This is a genomic window from Geodermatophilus maliterrae, from assembly GCF_041018925.1.
GTDB lineage: Bacteria > Actinomycetota > Actinomycetes > Mycobacteriales > Geodermatophilaceae > Geodermatophilus > Geodermatophilus maliterrae.
In genome coordinates this window covers 1-17,083 of sequence record NZ_JBFNXQ010000064.1, presented here as the reverse complement: position 1 = coordinate 17,083, position 17,083 = coordinate 1, and the positions used below count along the sequence as shown (strand labels likewise).

21 protein-coding genes are annotated in these 17,083 nt (G+C 74.8%); 13 read left to right on the top strand and 8 right to left on the bottom strand.

The features are described 5' to 3' along the window. Positions 1-97 precede the first annotated feature (97 nt). Complete coding sequence (locus ABQ292_RS17945) at positions 98-913, top strand: GNAT family N-acetyltransferase (protein WP_369208885.1); 816 nt, start codon at positions 98-100, stop codon at positions 911-913. A 16-nt stretch (positions 914-929) separates the two neighbouring features. Here the strand turns inward: ABQ292_RS17945 and ABQ292_RS17940 are convergent, their stop codons facing one another. Together ABQ292_RS17940 and ABQ292_RS17935 are read right to left on the bottom strand one after the other, a co-directional pair. Beyond that, positions 930-1,841 carry a serine hydrolase gene (locus ABQ292_RS17940; protein WP_369208883.1) on the bottom strand — a complete coding sequence of 304 codons (912 nt, stop codon included), beginning with the start codon at positions 1,839-1,841 and terminating at the stop codon, positions 930-932. An 82-nt stretch (positions 1,842-1,923) separates the two neighbouring features. Further along, the gene (locus tag ABQ292_RS17935) at positions 1,924-2,469 is read right to left on the bottom strand and encodes a YbhB/YbcL family Raf kinase inhibitor-like protein (RefSeq protein ID WP_369208881.1); all 546 of its coding nucleotides are present in this window, start codon (positions 2,467-2,469) and stop codon (positions 1,924-1,926) included. Positions 2,470-2,710: 241 nt separating this feature from the next. On the opposite strand from ABQ292_RS17935, the gene ABQ292_RS17930 reads away from it, so the two are divergent. Together ABQ292_RS17930 and ABQ292_RS17925 are read left to right on the top strand one after the other, a co-directional pair. After that, positions 2,711-3,460, top strand: coding sequence for a beta-phosphoglucomutase family hydrolase (locus ABQ292_RS17930; protein ID WP_369208879.1), 750 nt, complete (start codon positions 2,711-2,713; stop codon positions 3,458-3,460). After that, a complete protein-coding gene (locus ABQ292_RS17925) occupies positions 3,457-5,829 on the top strand; it encodes a glycoside hydrolase family 65 protein (RefSeq protein WP_369208877.1) in 2,373 nt (790 codons plus the stop codon). The genes ABQ292_RS17930 and ABQ292_RS17925 overlap by 4 nt, the downstream gene beginning before the upstream one ends. A gap of 79 nt (positions 5,830-5,908) precedes the next feature. Here ABQ292_RS17925 and ABQ292_RS17920 read toward each other — a convergent pair whose 3' ends face one another. Then, positions 5,909-6,613, bottom strand: a complete 705-nt coding sequence (locus ABQ292_RS17920) for a M50 family metallopeptidase (RefSeq protein WP_369208875.1) — start codon at positions 6,611-6,613, stop codon at positions 5,909-5,911. Positions 6,614-6,928: 315 nt separating this feature from the next. Between ABQ292_RS17920 and ABQ292_RS17915 the strand changes: the two genes are divergently transcribed. After that, positions 6,929-7,156, top strand: coding sequence for a hypothetical protein (locus tag ABQ292_RS17915; protein WP_369208873.1), 228 nt, complete (start codon positions 6,929-6,931; stop codon positions 7,154-7,156). Between the two features lie 414 nt (positions 7,157-7,570). Here the strand turns inward: ABQ292_RS17915 and ABQ292_RS17910 are convergent, their stop codons facing one another. Next, positions 7,571-7,939, bottom strand: coding sequence for a VOC family protein (locus ABQ292_RS17910; RefSeq protein WP_369208871.1), 369 nt, complete (start codon positions 7,937-7,939; stop codon positions 7,571-7,573). A gap of 181 nt (positions 7,940-8,120) precedes the next feature. On the opposite strand from ABQ292_RS17910, the gene ABQ292_RS17905 reads away from it, so the two are divergent. The 4 genes from ABQ292_RS17905 (at position 8,121) to ABQ292_RS17890 (ending at position 9,738) form a co-directional block, all read left to right on the top strand. Next, positions 8,121-8,315, top strand: coding sequence for a hypothetical protein (locus tag ABQ292_RS17905; RefSeq protein WP_369208869.1), 195 nt, complete (start codon positions 8,121-8,123; stop codon positions 8,313-8,315). A gap of 82 nt (positions 8,316-8,397) precedes the next feature. After that, complete coding sequence (locus tag ABQ292_RS17900) at positions 8,398-8,649, top strand: hypothetical protein (RefSeq protein ID WP_369208867.1); 252 nt, start codon at positions 8,398-8,400, stop codon at positions 8,647-8,649. A 14-nt stretch (positions 8,650-8,663) separates the two neighbouring features. After that, positions 8,664-9,419: an ABC transporter permease family protein gene (locus tag ABQ292_RS17895; protein ID WP_369208865.1), complete on the top strand. Its 756-nt coding sequence runs from the start codon at positions 8,664-8,666 to the stop codon at positions 9,417-9,419. A gap of 76 nt (positions 9,420-9,495) precedes the next feature. Then, entirely contained in the window at positions 9,496-9,738 is a 243-nt protein-coding gene (locus ABQ292_RS17890) for a hypothetical protein (protein ID WP_369208863.1), read from the top strand. A 32-nt stretch (positions 9,739-9,770) separates the two neighbouring features. On the opposite strand, the gene ABQ292_RS17885 is transcribed toward ABQ292_RS17890, so the two are convergent. Continuing rightward, positions 9,771-10,223 carry a hypothetical protein gene (locus ABQ292_RS17885; protein WP_369208861.1) on the bottom strand — a complete coding sequence of 151 codons (453 nt, stop codon included), beginning with the start codon at positions 10,221-10,223 and terminating at the stop codon, positions 9,771-9,773. Positions 10,224-10,329: 106 nt separating this feature from the next. On the opposite strand from ABQ292_RS17885, the gene ABQ292_RS17880 reads away from it, so the two are divergent. The 5 genes from ABQ292_RS17880 to ABQ292_RS17860 all read left to right on the top strand — a co-directional run bounded on the left by ABQ292_RS17880 (position 10,330) and on the right by ABQ292_RS17860 (position 14,692). Next, on the top strand, positions 10,330-11,106 hold the full coding sequence (locus ABQ292_RS17880; RefSeq protein ID WP_369208859.1) for a glycerophosphodiester phosphodiesterase family protein: 777 nt from the start codon (positions 10,330-10,332) through the stop codon (positions 11,104-11,106). Beyond that, a complete protein-coding gene (locus ABQ292_RS17875) occupies positions 11,103-11,990 on the top strand; it encodes a lysophospholipid acyltransferase family protein (protein ID WP_369208857.1) in 888 nt (295 codons plus the stop codon). Before ABQ292_RS17880 ends, ABQ292_RS17875 begins: the two co-directional genes overlap by 4 nt. Before the next feature lie 46 nt (positions 11,991-12,036). Next, positions 12,037-13,386, top strand: a complete 1,350-nt coding sequence (locus tag ABQ292_RS17870; protein WP_369208855.1) for an MFS transporter — start codon at positions 12,037-12,039, stop codon at positions 13,384-13,386. After that, positions 13,383-14,120, top strand: a complete 738-nt coding sequence (locus ABQ292_RS17865) for a thymidine kinase (protein ID WP_369208853.1) — start codon at positions 13,383-13,385, stop codon at positions 14,118-14,120. The genes ABQ292_RS17870 and ABQ292_RS17865 overlap by 4 nt, the downstream gene beginning before the upstream one ends. Before the next feature lie 227 nt (positions 14,121-14,347). After that, positions 14,348-14,692, top strand: a complete 345-nt coding sequence (locus tag ABQ292_RS17860) for an RNA polymerase-binding protein RbpA (RefSeq protein ID WP_204690124.1) — start codon at positions 14,348-14,350, stop codon at positions 14,690-14,692. A 92-nt stretch (positions 14,693-14,784) separates the two neighbouring features. On the opposite strand, the gene ABQ292_RS17855 is transcribed toward ABQ292_RS17860, so the two are convergent. The 3 genes from ABQ292_RS17855 to lnt all read right to left on the bottom strand — a co-directional run. Beyond that, entirely contained in the window at positions 14,785-15,291 is a 507-nt protein-coding gene (locus ABQ292_RS17855) for an FxsA family protein (protein ID WP_369208851.1), read from the bottom strand. A 40-nt stretch (positions 15,292-15,331) separates the two neighbouring features. Next, positions 15,332-16,126, bottom strand: a complete 795-nt coding sequence (locus ABQ292_RS17850; RefSeq protein ID WP_369208849.1) for a polyprenol monophosphomannose synthase — start codon at positions 16,124-16,126, stop codon at positions 15,332-15,334. Beyond that, the coding region (gene lnt, locus ABQ292_RS17845; RefSeq protein ID WP_369208847.1) for an apolipoprotein N-acyltransferase at positions 16,123-17,083 on the bottom strand (961 nt) is incomplete at its 5' end. The genes lnt and ABQ292_RS17850, both read right to left, overlap by 4 nt.

Genomic DNA, 17,083 nt, shown 5'->3' with positions numbered 1-17,083 from the left:
GGGCCCGTGCCGCCGGGGTCCCCCGTCGGGGGGAGGAGCGGCCCGGACCGGCGCATTCGCGGCGGTCCACGGCGGGTGCCGCGTCTAGGGTTCGGGTGTGCCGTCCCGCCTCGGGCTGCTCGACCGCGTCGAGCAGTACGCCGCCGCCGCGCCGCTGGCGGACGCGCGGGTGGTCGCGGCCGGCCCGCTCGACGTGCCGATCGGCTCACCGGCGTGGCCCTACCCGGCCCGTCCGCGCCCGGGCACGCGCACCGTCTCGGCCGACGACGTCCGGGCCGCGGTGGCGCTGCAGGAGGAGGCCGGGCTGCCGGCCGCCGTGGAGTGGGTCGGGGAACGGACGCCGTCGCTCGGGGCCGCGGCGCGCGCGGCCGGGCTGGTGGTCACCGACTTCCCCCTGCTGGTGGTCGACGACCCGGTGGAGCTGCTCCTGCCGGTCGGGGTGCGGCTGTACCTGGTCGGTGGCGAGGACCCGCGACTGCCTCACTACCAGCACCTGCTGGAGACCGCCTTCGCGCCGCACGCCGAGGACGCCGAGAACACCCGGGACGCCCGGGACGGGACGCCCGCGGAGGACGTGCGGACCGCCGTCCTGCGCGAGCGGGTGGCCACCGGCCGGACGGTGCTGATGGTGGCGATCGAGGACGGCCGGCCGATCGCGGTCGGCTCGCACCACCCGGTCGACGTCGGCGGCAGTGAGGTCAGCGAGGTGGTGGGGGTGGCCAGCTCGCCGCGCCGTCGCGGCCGGGGTGTCGGCGCGGCCCTGGCCTCGGCGCTGGTGGCGCAGGCCCGCGAGACCGCCGACCTGGTGTTCCTGACCGCCGGTGACGACGACGTCGCGCGCATCTACGAGCGGGTCGGCTTCGCGCAGGTGGGCACCACCGGGGTCGCCGACCGCCTGCCACCGGCCTGCTGAGCGTGCCCGTGCGGGCTCAGCCGGTCGGCGGCGGGGGGAGCGCGGCCGCCGCGGCCGTCAGGGCCGCCGTGGCCCGGTCGTAGCCGACCGACCGCGGCACCTCGCTGAGCAGGACCACCACCCGGGTCCCGACCACGCTCACCGAGTGCAGGTGGCGGTTGCCGCCGAGGCAGCACATCCAGCCCTGCTTGACCGCGGGCCTCCCAGGTGCGGTGCCGAAGACGCCGAAGCGCTGGTCGAAGCCGTCGGCGGCCACCGGGGTGGCGGTGCGCATCCACACCAGCAGGGTGGTGGCGTCGGCGGGGGCGGCCACCGTGGGCAGCAGCGCGAGGAAGCGGGCGAGGTCGCGCGCGGTCGTGATCGTCTCCCCCCACTGCGTCGGGTCCGCCGGCGGCCTGGTGCCCTTCAGCCCGTAGCGGGCGGCGACGTCGCGCACCATCTGCGTGCCGCCGAAGCGGTCCCACAGCTCGGAGACGGCCGGGTCGTCCGACGAGCGGATCATGTCCTGCAGCAGCCGCCAGTCCCGCGGCTCGAGCGACAGCTGCCCGGTGCGCACGCGGTGCAGCACCTCCTCGGCCACGAACAGCTTGACGATCGAGGCGGTGGGGAAGGGCCGGACGGCCGCGGGGCCGTTGTCGGCGGTGACGTAGGACAGCTCCATGTCGCGGGCGTCGAGGGCCCGGCCGCTGAGGCCGTCGGGCCGCTCGACCTGGGCGGTGAGCGCGACGGCGAGCGTGCCGCCGGTGTCGCCGTAGGCGCTCACCATGGCGGGCACCACCGCGGCGGCGGGGGGGCCGGCCAGCGCGCGGCGGGCGCTGCCGGGCGCGAAGGCGGCCAGCAGGACCGCCAGCACGACGACGGGGACGAGCGTGCGACGGAACGGCAGGGCACGGGGAGGGGCCGGCCGGGGGAGCACCCGAGTCGACATGCGACCAGGTCTACCCCGGACCGGCCCCGTGCACGCGATCCGGCGGGAAACGTCCTGGTTCCGTCCGCGTTGCGTCCCGGGGTCAGTCCTGGGTGTAGGTGGGCACCAGCACCGCCCGGGCCAGGGTGTGGCCGAAGAGGTTGAACCCGTGGAACGCCGGCGAGGCGTCGGCGGGCACGCCCATGTCCTCGGTGTCGAGGGCGTGCACGACGACGAAGTACCGGTGCGGGCCGTGCCCGGCCGGGGGAGCGGCACCGACGTAGCCGGGGAAGCCGGCGTCGTTGCGCAGCTGCCGGGCGCCGGCGGGCAGGCCCGGGCCCTCGCGGTCGCCGGCACCGGCGGGCAGCTCGGTGACCGAGGCGGGGATGCCGGTGACCACCCAGTGCCAGAACCCGCTGACGGTGGGCGCGTCGGGGTCGTAGACGGTGACGGCGAACCCCCGCGTGCCCTCGGGGAAACCCGACCACGACAGCTGCGGCGAGCGGTCCTCCCCGCCGGCGCCCATGACGCCGCTGACGTGCGGCACGGCCAGGGTCTGCCCGTCGGTGACGTCGGTGCTGGTGACCGTGAAGGACGGGACCTCGGGCAGGAAGCCGTAGGGGTCGGGCGGGACGGGCCGGTCGGCCATGGGTGGTCCTCTCCTCGGATCGGTGGGGCGGTTCGCTGCCGCCCCGCGCCGACCCTAGCCAGGAGCACCCCGCTGCCCCCTCCGGAAGAGGACCCCGTCCTCCCCACCCTTCGCGAGCTCGGTGCGGGCTCCTGGACGGGGCCGGCGGCGGGGCGCTGCAGCGGGGCCGACGGGTCCCGGGAGGGTGGATCCCGGTGGCCTCGACAGGCTGGCGGCGGGCTCCCGCCGGTAGCGTCGCAGCGTGCTCGGACTCCCGGACGGCATCCGCGCGTGCCTCTTCGACATGGACGGCGTCCTCACCCGCACCGCCACGGTGCACATGGCTGCCTGGAAACGGACCTTCGACGAGTTCCTGCGCGCCACCGACCCGCAGGCCCCGGAGTTCACCCAGCTCGACTACAACCGCTACGTCGACGGCAAGCCGCGGGCCGACGGCGTCCGCGACTTCCTCGCCAGCCGGGGCATCACCCTGCCCGAGGGGTCCCCGGAGGACCCGCCGCAGGCCGCCACCGTGCACGGGATCGGCCGCCGCAAGAACGAGCTGCTGCTCACCGAGCTGGAGGAGAACGGGGTCGAGGTCTATCCCGGCTCCATGGCCTACCTGCGGGCGGTCAAGGCGGCCGGGCTGGCCACCGCGGTCGTCACCGCCTCGGCCAACGGCGAGCAGGTGATCACCGCCGGGGGCTTCGCCGACCTCATCGACGCCCGGGTCGACGGCGTCGTCACGGCCCGGGAGGGCCTGCGCGGCAAGCCCGCCCCCGACACCTTCCTCGCCGGGGCCCGCGCGCTCGGCGTCGAGCCGGCGCAGGCCGCGGTGTTCGAGGACGCCCTGGCCGGGGTCGCCGCCGGGCGGGCCGGGGGCTTCGGCCACGTCGTCGGCGTCGACCGGGTGGGGCAGGCCGACGCGCTGCGGGACAACGGCGCCGACGTCGTGGTGACCGACCTCGACCAGCTGCTCGACGGCGCCGGCACGGGGGAGCGGGTCCGGTGACCGAGGGGCGCCCCAGCTTCCCGGTCGAGCCGTGGTCGCTGACCGAGATCGGCATGGACCACGCCTCCCTCGGCGTGCACGAGTCGGTGTTCACCCTCGCCAACGGGCACGTCGGCATGCGCGGCTCGTTCGAGGAGGGCGAGCCGATCGTCGTCCCCGGCACCTACCTCAACGGGTTCTTCGAGGAGCGGCCGCTGCCCTACGCCGAGGCCGGCTACGGGTTCCCCGAGCAGGGACAGACCGTCGTCAACGTCACCGACGGCAAGCTGATCCGGCTGCTGGTCGGCGACACCCCGCTCGACCTCGACTACGGCGAGATCGTCGACCACCGGCGCACCCTCGACCTGCGCCGCGGCGTGCTGCGGCGGGTCACCGAGTGGCGTTCGCCCAACGGCCGCACGGTCAAGGTGACCAGCACCCGGCTGGTGTCGCTGCGCCGCCGCTCGATCGCCGCCATCGAGTACTCCGTCGAGTGCACCGACGACCGCGGCGACCTCTACATCGCCCTGCAGTCGGACCTGCTGGCCAACGAGCCGGTCGACAGCGGCAGCGAGGGCGACGACCCCCGGGCCGCCGCCGCGCTGCGCCGTCCGCTGGTCAACGAGCTCGCCGTCGGCCGCGGCCAGCGGGCGGTCCTGGTGCACCGCACCCGGCGCAGCAAGCTGCGTCTGGCCGCCGGCATGGACCACGTCGTCGACGTGCCCGACACCGCCAGTCAGGACATGGAGGCCGGCGAGGACCTCGCCCGCTTCACCCTCGCCGCCCGGCTGCCGCAGGGCTCGGCCCTGAAGCTGGTCAAGTACCTGTCCTACGGCTGGAGCTCCCGCCGCTCGGCGGCGGCGCTGCGCGACCAGGTCGAGGGAGCGCTGGCGACGGCGAAGCTGGCCGGCTTCGAGCGGCTGGCGCGCGAGCAGAGGGAGGTGCTCGACGAGCACTGGGCGCAGGCCGACGTCGAGATCGAGGGCGACGACGAGCTGCAGCAGGCGGTGCGGGTCGGCGTCTTCCACGTGCTGCAGGCCGGGCTGCGCGCCGAGCGGCAGCCGATCCCGGCCAAGGGGCTGACCGGCCCGGGGTACGACGGCCACACCTTCTGGGACACCGAGACCTACGTGCTCCCCGTCCTCACCTACATCGCCCCCGACGCCGTCCGCGACGCCCTGCGCTGGCGGCACTCGACCCTGGACATGGCCCGCTCGCGGGCCCGGGAGCTCGGTCGCCAGGGTGCGGCCTTCCCGTGGCGGACCATCCGCGGGGAGGAGACGTCGGGGTACTGGCCGGCGGGGACGGCGGCCTTCCACATCAACGCCGACATCGCCGACGCCGTCGCCCGGTACCGGCACGCGACGCTCGACGAGGAGTTCGACCGCGACTTCGGCGCCGAGCTGCTCATCGAGACCGCCCGGCTGTGGGCCTCGATGGGCCACTTCGACGCCGAGGACGGCTTCCGCATCGACGGCGTGACCGGCCCCGACGAGTACACCGCGGTGGTGGACAACAACGTCTACACCAACCTCATGGCCCAGCGGAACCTGCGCGAGGCGGCCGCGGCGGTCGAGCGCCAGCCCGACGTCGCGGGCCGGCTCGAGGTGACCGAGGACGAGGTCGCACTGTGGCAGCGGGCCGCCCGGCTCATGCGGGTGCCGTGGGACCCGCGGCTGGGCGTGCACATGCAGTCGGAGGCGTTCACCCACCACGAGGAGTGGGACTTCGCCGCGACGCCGGCCGACCACTACCCGCTGCTGCTGAACTACCCCTACTTCGAGATCTACCGCAAGCAGGTGGTCAAGCAGGCCGACCTGGTGATGGCGCTGCACCTGCGGGGGGACGCCTTCACCCACGAGGAGAAGGTCGCCGACTTCGCGTACTACGAGGCGCGCACCGTGCGCGACAGCTCGCTGTCGGCGGCGCAGCAGGCGGTGGTGGCCGCCGAGACCGGGCACCTGGAACTCGCCTACGACTACTGGGGCGAGGCCGCGCTCACCGACCTGCAGAACCTGCACGGCAACTCCGGGCACGGGCTGCACATCGCCTCGCTGGCCGGCGGGTGGATGGTGGCCGTCGCCGGGTTCGGCGGCATGCGCGACCACGACGGCCGGCTGCTGTTCGCCCCGCGGCTGCCCTCGCGGATCAGCCGGCTGCGCTTCCGGCTGGGCTACCAGGGCCGCTGCCTCGAGGTGATGATCGAGACGGAGCGGGCCACCTACCGGGTGCTCGACGGCGAGTCGCTCGACGTCCACCACCACGGGCGCCGGGTGACCGTCGGTGAGAAGGAGGTCGTCCTCGACATCCCCCGGGCACCGGAGGTCGCCCCGGTCACCCAGCCGCCGGGTGCCGCGCCCCGGCGTCGCGGCAGCGGCCGCCGGGACTGACGAAGGCCCCCTTGCCCCCCCACCGCTCGCGAGCTCGCGGCGGGACCCTGCAAGGGGGCCGCCCTCGTGGGGGCCGGGGTCAGACGACCAGCAGCCACGAGGCGGCGAGGGCCAGCGCGGCGAGGTCGACCAGCAGGAACAAGCCCACCCACACCACCGCCGGGACGCGGGTGAGGCGGGCCAGCTGGTCGGCGTCGGACCCCGGGGCGGCCCGCCGGCGGCGGGCGCCCTGCAGCTCGAGGACCGTGCGCGGGGCGGCCAGCAGCAGGAACCAGGTGACGCCGGCGGCGAAGGCCGCCTGCCCCGTCGGCGGCAGCCACTCGGTGACGCCGAGGACCACCGCCGCGGTGACCAGGACCGCCCACAGGCCGTAGAAGTTGCGGATCTGCAGCAGCAGCAGCGCGAGCAGTCCGAGGACCGCCCAGAGCACCCCGACCGCGTGCCCGGTGGCCAGCAGCGCCGCCGCGCCCAGGCCGAACAGGCCGGGGCCGACGTAGCCGGCGAGGAGCGTGAGCACCATGCCGGGCCCGGTGGGCCGCCCGGCCGACACCGTCAGCCCCGAGGTGTCCGAGTGCAGCCGGATGCCGGCCAGCCGGCGACCGGTGCCCAGCGCCACGAGGCCGTGCGCGCCCTCATGGGCGATGGTTACCACCGTGCGCGCCGGCCGCCACAGGGCCGGGCTGGCGACGACGACCAGCGCCGCGACGGCAGCGCCGACCAGCACCTCGAGGGGCAGCGGCACCTCGGCCGAGATCCGGGTCCAGAACGGGCCGAGGACGTCCACGGGCCTCCTTCGCAGGTGGGAGCGGTCCTGCGCCAGCCTCCCAGAGGTGTCTGTGAGCCCGGGCGCAGCGGACGGCGGGGCGCACGGCGCCGGCGCGCAGCCCCACGAGGAACCGTTATCCACAACGCACGAGACCCATTCGAGCAGGGTCCGAACAGCGACAGCGGAATCCGACGTCGGATCCACCTCACCGTTATTCCTAACTGCGTAAATCGCCGTAACCAGCCAAACGAACAACAACCACCTACGCGGCGGGGAGAGGACGCGCCGGCCTGGAGATGCCGTCGACGATCCCGTGGAAGTCCGCTCGTGCCGGTGAACGCAGACGGGACGCCGTCGTCCACGGCCTCATTGCAGCAGCGCACGACCCCGGACGACGGCGTCCTGGGGGATCAGGGCACGACAGGCTGGGCGATGCAGGCCGAACAGCTGGCGGCCCCCGGGGAGACCCTCACGGTGACCCGGGTGGCCCATGGTGGCTCCCCGACCCTGCTTCACGGCTACGCCAGCTGCCTCGTGCGGGCCGACGGGCGGGATTTCTGAACAGGCGGTGCGGCTGTCGTCGCGGGCCCGGACCCGTGAAACGGCCGGCGGGTGACCTTGGTGCCGCCCCCTGGCCGATGTTGGGAACGATCATTGCGCTCGAGTACCGGCGCCGGGACCGCCCTTCCTCGTGCTCTCGGCGGGACCGGTGGTGGGGGAGCGCTGACGGCGGCCGGCCGGATGCGCCGGCAGTGGCCCTCCGGTGCGGACGAACCCGACCGGCGCGACACGCACCGGTCCGGTTCGTCCTGGTCACCTCGGCACGCGGCAGCATCTCCCGACGGACGGGCGTCCCGGGACGACGAGACCGCAGGACCGAGGTCGAGCGTCGCCATGACGACTCTCCCATCCGTTATCCCCAACGTACCTAATACAACATTGAACAAGAACAAGAAAACCCACGACGCCTGGGGATCAACCCGCCGAGGTCGTCGTCAGGTTGACGGCGTTGCCGTCCGGGTCCTGGACGTGGGCGACGCGCTGACCCCAGGGCATGTCGTTCGGGGCGCCCGGTGCGGCCCCACCGAACTCGACGACGCGGGGGAGGGCGGCGTCGACGTCGTCCACCTCGATGCTGAGCAGGACACGACCGGGGGAGCCGACCTCCACGTCGGCGGCGGCGACGAGGCCGAGGTCGGAGTCGCCGATCCGCAGGCCCTGGTAGAACACCGGGCCGTCGTCGGGCACGCGGTCGGTGGGGACGGCGCCCACGACGCCGGTGTAGAAGCGCACCAGGCGCTCGACGTCGCGGGTGACCAGCATCGGCTGCACAGCGCTCGGCACGGGACCTCCTCGGGTTCGGGTCTGCTCAACAGTGACCGTGCGCGGCGGCCGGACTCAGCGGTGCGCCGGGCGGGCTCACAGCCCCTCGCCGAGGAGCACGAAGGCGGTCACCGCCACGACCAGGACGACGCTCGGGCCGACCAGCGCGTGCGGGGCCAGCCTGTGGGCGGCCGTCACCCTCGTGTTCGTCGCCGTGACGCAACTCCCCGGTGACCCGGTGCGCGCCCTGTTCGGCTTCCAGCCGCCGCCTCAGGAGTTCTACGTGCGGATCCGCAGTGACCACCACTTCGACGAGCCGCTACCGGTCCAGTACGGCCTCTACCTGGGCGACCTGCTGACGGGGGACTGGGGCAGGGGACTGCCGATCGACCCGTAGGGGAACGCGGAGGCCGGGCCGGCCGTCCCCGACGTGGTGGCCGCGACCCGTCAGTGTCGCGCTGGTCCTCGGCGCCGTCCTCGTGCAGCTGGTCGTCGGCGTGGTCGCCGGTGTGCTGACCGCAGGCGCCGGCCGGCGTACCGGGGTGGGCGTCCACCTGGTGGCGGTGCTGCTGGTGGGCACACCGGTCGTCGTCGCCGCGTACCTGCTGCGGACCGTCTTCGTCACGGGCCTCGGCTGGGCGCCGTTCTCCGGGGCGGCCGGTGGGCCGGAGGCCTACGTGCTCCCGGTCGTCGCGCTCGCGGCGCTGTCCACCGGGGCTACGTCGCGCTGATCACCCGGGCGGAGGTGGGGGACACCCTGCGATCGCCGTTCGTCCAGGCGGCGCGCGGTCGCGGATCGCCCGCACGGCGGGTGGTCGGCGTCCACGCCCTGCGTCCCGCGCTGACACCCGTGGTGACCTTCGTGGCGGCCGACGTCGGGCTCATCGTCGTCGAGGGACTGTGCGGGATGCCGGGGATCGGCAACGCCATCCTCGGTGCGATCGAGGGCCGCGACCGCGCGCTGATGGCCGGGTTGACGACCACCGACGTCGCCGCCGCGGCGTTGGACCCTCAGGTGCACCTGCAGGAGACGTCACGGGGAAGGGGTCGTCAGCCGGTCACCCGGTCGGGCCGTTCAACATCACCTGACATAATGTGCATTATCGGCGATGTCCGTGCGGGCCTGACGACCGGCCAGGACACCCGGCCCCGTCGGCGTCGACCGTCCCGGTCGACGCTGGCTCGTGCGCCGCGACGAGGTCGTCGTGCCGGCGGCCGGACGCCGGTGTCGCCCGCCGCCCGTCGGCGTGCACCGGCTGCAGATCGCGGCGCCTGCCGCAGGCCGGCATCGGCGGAACTCGCCCCACCGGCGTCCACCCACCGGCCGCCTCCCGGTCCGCCCGCACCGTCGACGGGTCCGTCGGCCCGCCGGCGCGCCCGCTGCCGTCTCGCCTGCACCTCGACACCTCAGGTCCTGGACGCCGCCGATCCAGCCCACCTCCGTCCGCCCGTCCGGCGACGGCACACCCCTCTCCGCCCCCGCCCCACATCACCCCTATAACATCACAGTGACGTATTGCTGGTGATGTCGCTGCTTCGACGGGCGGCTGGCCCGGGCGCTCCGTAGGGTCGAGGGCATGCAACTCCGACGTCCGCTCGCTGCCCTGATGACCGCGCTGGCTCTGCTCGGGGGCGGCGCGACGCTCACCGCCTGCGGCGACCCGGCGGGCCTGGACCGCAACGACGGGACGAATGACGAGAGCGAGAACACCAGCGGCGAGGACCCGTCGGAGGAGTCGTCGGACAACCTGCCCGACAACAGCAACCCGGACCCCGGTGCGCCCGAGGACCAGGACGACGACACGCAGGACCCGGACTGAGCCGGGGCTGACGGCCGACCGGGGACGAGGGATCAGCTGGCGCGCCCGGTGCGCTCGGTGACCCAGAGCCGGTCCAGCCGGCCGGTGGAGTGCACCAGGTCGGCCAGCGAGCGCTCGAGTTCGGCCTTGGTGTGCTTCTCGGACAGCAGCGTCTGCACGTCCTCGATGGCGCAGCGCAGCTGGAAGAGCCGGTCCTGCAGGCCGTCGAGCTCGGCGCGGGTGACCAGGACGACGTCGCCGGGCAGACCGGCCTTGGCCGTGGCATTGCGCTGCTCGTAGGCGCGCTGCCGGCAGGCCTGGCCGCAGTACACGCGCGGGCGGCCGACCGACCCGGCCCGCGGCAGGATCCTGCGGCACCACCCGCACCGGCGTTCGGCACCGCTCCCCTGCCGGCCGGTGCCTGCCTCGTGCACCGCCGTGTCCTGCTCCGTCGTCGTCGTACCGACCACCTTCCCGACCGCCGTGCGGGCGTGCTGCTGTGCCACGGCGGGGACGTTAGACGCCACCACCGACAGTCCCGGCGAACACGCCCGACACGGCGCCCCGGCGGTCGTCGTCGGCGTGTCGGCACCCAGCGCTAGCGTGTCGCCCGTGCCTCCCGCGCGGTTCGCCTTCCTCGAGGGAGAGACACCCTTGGCGATGGCCCACCGCGGCGGTGCGATCGAGCACCTGGAGAACACCATGCCGGCCTTCGAGGCCTGCGTGGCCCTGGGCTACCGGTACCTGGAGACCGACGTCCGGGTGACCGCCGACGGCGTCCCGGTCGTCTTCCACGACCCGACCCTCGACCGCGTGACCGACCGGACCGGCCGGATCGAGCACCTGCCGTGGGCGGAGGTGGCCGCGGCGCGAGTCGGGGGCCGCGAGCCGATCCTGCGGCTCGAGGAGCTGTTCGGCGCCTGGCCCGACGTCCGGTTCAACCTCGACATCAAGGCCGCCGGCGTCCTGGCCCCGCTGGCGCACACGGTCCGGCGGACGGGGGCCGCCGACCGCATCTGCCTGGGCTCGTTCTCCGACGCCCGCATCGCGGCGGCCCGGCGGGTCTTCGGGCCCACGGTGTGCACCTCGCTGGGGCCCCGCGGCGTGGCGGCGCTGCGGCTGTCCTCCTACTCCCCCCGCGCCGCGGGCCTGGTCCGCCTGCCGGCCGGGTGTGCGCAGGTGCCGCTGCAGCTGGGCGGCCGGGCGCTGGTCGACGAGCGGTTCATCGCCGCGGCGCACGCCCGTGGCCTGCAGGTGCACGTGTGGACGGTGGACACCGTCGAGGAGGCCACGGCGATGCTCGACCTCGGCGTGGACGGGATCATGACCGACCGCCCGGCGCTGCTGAAGGGTCTGCTCGAGGACCGCGGCCAGTGGAAGCCGCGGTGAGCGGCTGGGCCGAGCGGGTGCGCACCTGGCGGCCGGCGCCGCCGCCGCTGCCCGACCACCTCGAGCCGATCCTGCGCGACGACGACCCGGAGTGGTTCGCCCGCGAGCTGGCCATCGCCGCGGCGCCGCCCTGGTGGGTCTGGCTGGTGCTGCTGCGCCGGTTCTCCTGGCTGGTCGATCTCTTCGGCCGCGTGGAGGTCACCGGCTCGCTCCCCGAGCAGCTGCGCCGCGGCCCGCTGCTGCTGGCCGCCAATCACGTCGGCGACTTCGACCCCGTCGTGGTCGCCGTCGCCCTGCACCGGCTCGGCGTCGTCCCGCGGATCATGGCCACCGGCGGGATCATCACGGCGCCGGTCGCCGGCCCGCTGCTCGAGCGCGCCGGCGCCATCCGGGTCGACCGCGGCACCCAGCTGGCCCGGCACGCGGTGCGCGTCACCGAGGTGGCGCTCGTGCACGGCGGCCACGTCGTCGCCTATCCCGAGGGGCGGGTCGGCCTGGACCCCGACGGCTGGCCCGAGCGCGGCCGCACCGGCATGGCGCGGCTGGCCCTCGGCGTCCGCGTCCCGGTGATCCCGGTCAGCCAGTGGGGCGCCCAGGAGGTGCTGCAGTACGGCAACGACTGGGGCAAGCTGCGCACCCTGGCGCGCTCCCTGGTCCGGCGCCCGGTGCTGCGGGTGCACGTCGGCCCGCCGGTGTTCATGGAGGACCTGCAGGTGGGCCGGGTGGGCGACGCCAACCGGGCGCGGATGCGGATCGCCGCGGCGATCACCCGCGGTCTCGTGCCGCTGCGCGCGGCCAGCCGCCCGCTGCACCCCGACCCGACCCGGCCCACGACGGGGGCGGCGGCCTTCCCCGGCGGGGTGGTCCCCGAGGACATCCCGTGACCGCACGGTGCTGGACCGCACCGGTCCCGGCTGGCACCCTGCGCCGGTGAGCGCCCCCGACGTCGACGCCGCCGCCGGCCCCGTCGACCCCGCCCTGCGCCGCGAGCGCTTCGGCTGGTACTCCTACGACTGGGCGATGTCGGTGTTCAACACCAGCGTCACCACGGTCTTCCTCGGCCCGTACCTGACGTCCGTGGCCGAGGAGGCCGTCGGGCCCGACGGCCGGCTGCCCTTCCTCGGGCTGTCGATCCCGCCGGGCAGCTGGTTCTCCTACGTCCTGTCGGTGTCGGTGGTCCTGCAGGTCGTCGTCCTGCCGCTCACCGGCGCCGTCGCCGACCGCACCGGCCGCAAGCGGCACCTGCTCGGCGGGCTGGCCGCGCTGGGCGCCCTGGCCGCGACCTGCCTGTTCTTCGTCGCCGACGGCCGCTACCTGCTGGGCGCGGCGCTGTTCGTCGTGGCCAACGTCAGCTTCGGCGCGGCGACCGTCGTCTACTACTCCTGGCTGCCGGCCCTCGCCGGCCCCGACGACCGCGACGCCGTCTCCAGCCGCGGCTGGGCGTTCGGCTACGTCGGCGGCGCCCTGCTGCTGGCCATCCACCTCGGGCTCTTCCTCGGCGCCGACGCCCTCGGCCTGACCAGCGGCGAGGCGGTGCGGATCTGCCTGGCGACGGCGGGGCTGTGGTGGGGCCTGTTCACCCTCGTCACCGTGACGCTGCTGCGCGACCGGCCGCCGGGAGCCGGGCACGGCCCCGCGACCAGCGGGTTCCGCCAGCTGGCGGCGACCCTGAGGGGGATGCGGGCGTTCCCGCTGACGCTGTGGTTCCTCGGCGCCTACCTGCTGTTCAACGACGGCGTGCAGACGGTGATCTCGCTGTCGGCCACCTACGCCACCGAGGAGCTCGGACTGTCCCAGTCGGTGCTCACCGGGGCGATCCTCATGGTCCAGGTGGTCGCCGTCTTCGGTGCCCTGGGCTTGGGCCGGGTGGCGGCCCGGTACGGGGCGAAGCGCACCGTCCTGGGCTGCCTGGTGGCCTGGACGGCGGTGCTGGTGGCCGCCTACACGCTGCAGGAGGGGGCGGTCGTGCAGTTCTACGCGCTGGCCGCGGTGATCGGGCTGGTGCAGGGTGGCACCCAGGCCCTGTCGCGCTCGCTGTTCAGCCACCTGATCCCGGCCGGCCGGGAGGCGGAGTACTACAGCTTCTACGAGATCAGCGACCGCGGGACCAGCTGGCTCGGGCCGCTGGTCTTCGGCCTGACCTACCAGTTCACCGGCTCCTACCGGTACGCGATCATCAGCCTGGTGGTCTTCTTCGTCGCCGGGTTCCTGCTGCTGGTCCGGCTCCCGATGCGCCGGGCCGTCGTGGCCGCGGGCAACACGCCGCCGGAGCGCCTGTGACCGCCCCGGACCGCTCACCGGCACCGGCGTCGATCCCCGCGGCCGGGGGACGGCGGGCCGCCCTCGCCCCGGCCCACCTGCGCTTCTTCCACGGCCCCATGGACTGCGGCAAGTCGACCCTGGCGCTGCAGGTGGACCACAACCAGAGCCGGCAGGGCCGCTCGGGCCTGCGGCTGACCCAGGGCGACCGGTCGGCGGGGCCGCAGATCAGCTCGCGGGTGGGCCTGAGCCGCACCGCCGTCGAGGTCGACACCGGCACCGACCTGCTGCTGCTGGTGCGCAGCCACTGGGCGGAGGGACGGCGGGTGGACTACCTGGTCGTCGACGAGGCGCAGTTCCTCACCCCGGCCCAGGTCGACCAGCTCGCCGAGCTCGTCGACGCCTCGCACGTCGACGTCTACGCCTTCGGCCTGACCACCGACTTCCGGACCCGCCTGTTCCCGGGCACCCAGCGGCTGCTCGAGGTCGCCGACGACGTCCAGCGCATCCAGGTCGAGGTGCTGTGCTGGTGCGGCGCGCCCGGGCTGCTCAACGCCCGCGTCGTCGACGGCGCGATGGTCCGCTCGGGCGCCACGGTCGTCGTCGCCGACACCGCACCGACCCCCGCCCCCGGTGAGGGCGAGGGGCCCGACACCGGTGCGGACGTGCACTACCAGGTGCTGTGCCGGCACCACCACGTGCTCGGCCAGCTGGGGCCGACGGCGGCCGGTCCGGGCCAGCTCGCCCTGTCCTGAGCCCTGTCCTGCCCTTGTCCTGAGCCTTGTCCTGAGCCCACCCCCTCACCCGGACGGGGGTCGGTGAGCGCGCCAATACCACCCCATGCGATGATGGGGAACCGACTCGGCGGAATCTCTTCGCGAAATCCGTCGTTGGTCCCTTTCGACTCCCCTGTGCAGTGGGTAGCTCCCAGCTGCGACGAGGACTCCTGACCGACTCCACAAGCACGAGAGGACGGTGTGCCATGGGCGAGCGATCCCTGCGCGGCAGCCGACTGGGCAGCGTGAGCTACGAGACCGAGCGGAACACCGCGCCGATCGAGCGGCAGTACGCGGAGTACAAGTGTCCCGCGGGCCACCAGTTCACCGTGCCCTTCGCCGACGACGCCGAGGTGCCCGACACCTGGGAGTGCAAGTTCGACGGCGCCGCGGCCAAGCTGGTCGGCGGCAGCGAGCCGACCCCGAAGAAGGTCAAGCCGCCGCGGACCCACTGGGACATGCTCCTGGAGCGCCGCTCCGTGGAGGACCTCGAGGAGGTCCTCGCCGAGCGCCTCGAGGTGCTGCGCGGCCGGCGGACCCGCGCCAGCTGAGCTCTTCCCGATCGACGCGACGGCCCCGGTGGGATCCCACCGGGGCCGTTCCGCGTCCTGGGCCGTTCAGGTGCCGGGGTCGCTCCCCGCCGTCAGGGCCGGCCGGCGTTCCCGGGCTGCGCGTCCAGCACCTCGCCGGCGACCTCGCCCTCGATCACCCGCGTCGACGTCGCCCCGGACGTCCGCGGGAAGCCGGGCACGCGGGTGCTGCGGACCCGCACCGGGCCGGCCGTCCCGAGCCGGGCCGCCAGGCCGGCGCTCAGCCCGCGCGTCACGGCGGCCCGCACCAGCGGCCGGGTGGGCGGCAGCAGGCACAGCAGCCCGACGGTGTCGCCGAGGAAGCCCGGCAGCACCATCAGCGCGCCGCCGACGGCGACCAGGCCGGCGTCGGTGGCGGCGCGCCCGGGCCGGTGGCCCCGCTGCCGGAGGTCGGCCAGGGCGCGGGTGCCCTGACGGGCCAGCAGCGTCCAGCCCAGCACGGTGGTGGCCAGCGCCGCGAGCAGCGTCCAGCCCACCCCGATCCACGCCGCGACCAGTACGAAGACGGCGACCTCGGCGAGGGCCCACAGCCCCGCCAGCACCCGAACGCGGTGTCCCACGACTCTCCTCGGCCCGCTCGTGCGGACGGCCCGGGTCCGCCTACCGGACCGCGCTGGACCGTCCGCCGTCGCGGACCCGTCCCGGTACGGCGCGGCGGACCCGGCCCGGCAGCCGGTCGGCCAGCCGGTCCTGCAGGCCCCACCACGTGACCCGTACCAACGCCTCTCCAACGATCGAGGCGGTCATCTTGCTCCTGCCGAAGGCCCGCTCGGTGAAGGTGATCGGCACCTCCACCACCCGGGCACCCGAGCGCCACGCGCGCCACGCCCAGTCGACCTGGAAGCAGTACCCCTGGCTGGCCACCTCGTCGAAGGGCAGCCGGTCGACCAGGTCGCTGCGGACGGCCCGGAAGCCGCCGGTGGCGTCGGCCAGCGGCAGCCGCAGCGCCCAGCGGGTGTAGCGGTTGCCCAGCCGGGACAGCAGCAGCCGCCGCCGTGGCCAGTCCTCCACACGGCCGCCGGGCACCCAGCGCGAGCCCAGCACCAGGTCGGCGCCGGCCAGGTCGGCCAACAGCCGCGGCAGCTGCTCGGGGTGGTGCGAGCCGTCGGCGTCCATCTCGACCAGCACGTCGTAGCCGTGCTCGCGGCCCCACCGGAACCCGGCCACGTAGGCCGGTCCCAGGCCGGACTTCTCCGTCCGCCGGAGCACGTGCACCCGGGGGTCCTGGACGGCGAGCTTCTCGGCCACGTCGCCGGTGCCGTCGGGCGAGCCGTCGTCGACGACGAGCGCGTGCGCCTCCGGGACGGCGGCGTGCAGCCGGTCGAGGACGGGCTCGAGGTTCTCCACCTCGTCGTAGGTCGGGATGACGACGAGGACGCGCTGTCCCGGTGTCACCGGGCGGACCCCGCCCGCACCCGGCGGCGCAGCCCCGGCGCGGCGACGGCGAGCACCGCGCCGGCACCGAGGGCGGTCAGCGCCCACTCGGGGGCGGCGCCCAGCCGCGTGGCGAGCGTCGTCGCCTCCCGCTGGGCGATCTGCTCGACGAACACCGCCGACGTGAACAGCTCCGACTGCCGCGCCAGCGACCCGTCGGGCGCGATCACCGCGGAGATGCCGCTGGTGGAGGCGAGGGCGACCGACCGGCCGGTCTCCACCGCCCGCACCTGCGCGGCGGCCACCTGCTGCACGCTCTCGTCGGTGAAGCCGAAGGTGGCGTTGTTGGTCTGGACGACGAGCATGCCGGCGCCGGCCTCCACGGTGTCGCGGACGAGGGAGTCGTAGACCACCTCGAAGCAGATGACGTCGCCCACCCGGGCGCCGCCCATGTCGAGCACGCCGACCTCGGTGCCCGCGGTGAAATCACGGCGCACGAGGTCGACCTTGTCGCTGAAGAAGCGGAAGAAGTCCCGCGCCGGCACGTACTCCGCCAGGGGCACGGGGTGGCGCTTGACGTAGGTGTCGCCCGGGCCGGTCCCGGGGTCCCACACGATGGCGGTGTTGCTGATGAACCGGCCCGGACCGTCGAGGACGGCGCCCACGAGGATCGGCGCGTCGACCGCCTCGGCCGCGCGGCTGATCTGCCGGGCGGCGTCGGCGTTGACGTAGGGGTCGATGTCGGAGCTGTTCTCCGGCCACACCACCAGGTCGGGCTGCTCCTCGTCCCCCGCGGCGACCGCTGCGGCCAGCGCGAGGGTGCGCTGCACGTGGTTGTCGAGGACCGCCCGGCGCCGGGCGTTGAACTCCAGCCCCGCCTCGGGGACGTCGCCCTGGACGACGGCGACGGTGACCATCGGGCCGCCGCTGGTGAGCGAGGAGCCCGGCAGCGGCAGCCAGGCCAGGGCGCCGACCAGG

What these genes read in the sequence shown, in the direction of transcription:
- ABQ292_RS17940 (WP_369208883.1), bottom strand. Translation starts at nt 1,841, where the DNA reads ATGTCGACTCGGGTGCTCCCCCGGCCGGCCCCTCCCCGTGCCCTGCCG.
- ABQ292_RS17935 (WP_369208881.1), bottom strand. Translation starts at nt 2,469, where the DNA reads ATGGCCGACCGGCCCGTCCCGCCCGACCCCTACGGCTTCCTGCCCGAG.
- ABQ292_RS17890 (WP_369208863.1), top strand. Translation starts at nt 9,496, where the DNA reads ATGCAACTCCGACGTCCGCTCGCTGCCCTGATGACCGCGCTGGCTCTG.
- ABQ292_RS17860 (WP_204690124.1), top strand. Translation starts at nt 14,348, where the DNA reads ATGGGCGAGCGATCCCTGCGCGGCAGCCGACTGGGCAGCGTGAGCTAC.